This is a genomic window from Geomonas sp., assembly GCF_056994735.1.
On the sequence record NZ_JBXKJL010000206.1, the window covers coordinates 1 to 1,235 of the forward strand.

Genomic DNA, 1,235 nt, shown 5'->3' on the forward strand with positions numbered 1-1,235 from the left:
CCACGGTCGATCATTGCTTGGAAATCCCGATTCAAGTGCGACCAGCAGATCTGCCGCCACACCGGATCGATCCACTCGAACGAGCTGTGTCGGTCGCTGGTGACAACTTGGTTCGGCTTACTTCCCAAAACCGCTTTGGCCACTGCGGCGGATCGTTGGGCTGCAATGGTGAAGACTGTCGTCAGCGCGGTTACGACCACCCACAACTGGGCCTTGCGGCGGTTTTCACGCCATGAGGTGTCGTCGATGCTGGCCGCAGGGGCATCGTGGACGCCCAGCGCCACTTCGTTGTACGGGGCTTCCAGCACCCTGGCCGACCGCCGCTCGAGCTTGGAGACCATACCCGTGGCGATGGACAGGCTGAACAGATCACCGACCATCTGCTGGACCTGGCGCTTGCTCAGGCGGTAGCCGCCAGCGATCGTGGACAGCACCGCCTGCAGGTAAGGGCCGAAACATCCCCTGGGAACCCCTGCGGGGAGACTCCCACAGGTGGTTACGCCGCATTGGGGGCAGGCCAGGCGATGAAGCCGGTATTCGTCGACCAGCGGCTCGATCTTGGGCAATTCGGCGACTTGGTGGACCAAGGGGGCCGGGTCATCACCGACCAGGGCATGGCCACAGCGGCGGCAATCCGTGGGCCTGCAATCGGTAATCGTGCGTACCTTCTCCGGTGGGACCAAGCTGCGCTGGACCCTGTGATGTCCCGGTTGCCCGCCCCGTTTCCGACCCGAGGGTGGGACGGGAGGCTTGCGTTTCAGCCCGATGGGATCGGACGAGGGAGGTTTGGAGGAATTGGTCGAATTGAGCTGGAGGCGAGCTTGCAGGTCCGCCACTTGGGCGTCGAGTTGCTCAATCCGCTCTTGGTAGGCCTGGACCAACGCCAAAATCGCCGCTTGAAGCTCAGGCGAAGCCGTGCTCCACAGAGACTTCAGAAAGGGTGGCGCTGGCGTCGTCATAGTAAAAATATATGGACTTAATTCGCAAATGGCAATGCCAGACCGTGAACGGATACCTCTAAGCGGCTCGCCGTGGTTTCTTTTCACTTTTTGATTTGAGGCTGCGCCCGTACGTGTCGAAGCCTGCGTCAACTGCCGCGCGGAGAGCCGCCCGGCTGGCGTGACTGCGTTGAGGAATCTCCTGGTACTTCACTTGCCGGAACACCGGCTCGATCTCATTGAGCTCCGGTGCGTACGGCGGCAGAAAATACAGATAGACTCCTGCGGTAGCGAGGC

The 1,235-nt window shown here is 61.4% G+C and carries 2 protein-coding genes and 1 pseudogene; all 3 read right to left on the bottom strand.

Going from position 1 to position 1,235, the window contains the following annotated elements:
• A partial coding sequence (locus AC11W3_RS08990) for an IS66 family transposase (RefSeq protein WP_484092877.1) occupies positions 1 to 566 on the bottom strand: 566 nt, incomplete at its 3' end.
• A gap of 135 nt (positions 567 to 701) precedes the next feature.
• Positions 702 to 959: pseudogene (locus tag AC11W3_RS08995) on the bottom strand (DUF6444 domain-containing protein); the annotation flags it as partial.
• Positions 960 to 1,017: 58 nt separating this feature from the next.
• Positions 1,018 to 1,235, bottom strand: a 218-nt coding sequence (locus tag AC11W3_RS09000; protein WP_484092876.1) for a transposase, incomplete at its 5' end; no start/stop codon positions are given.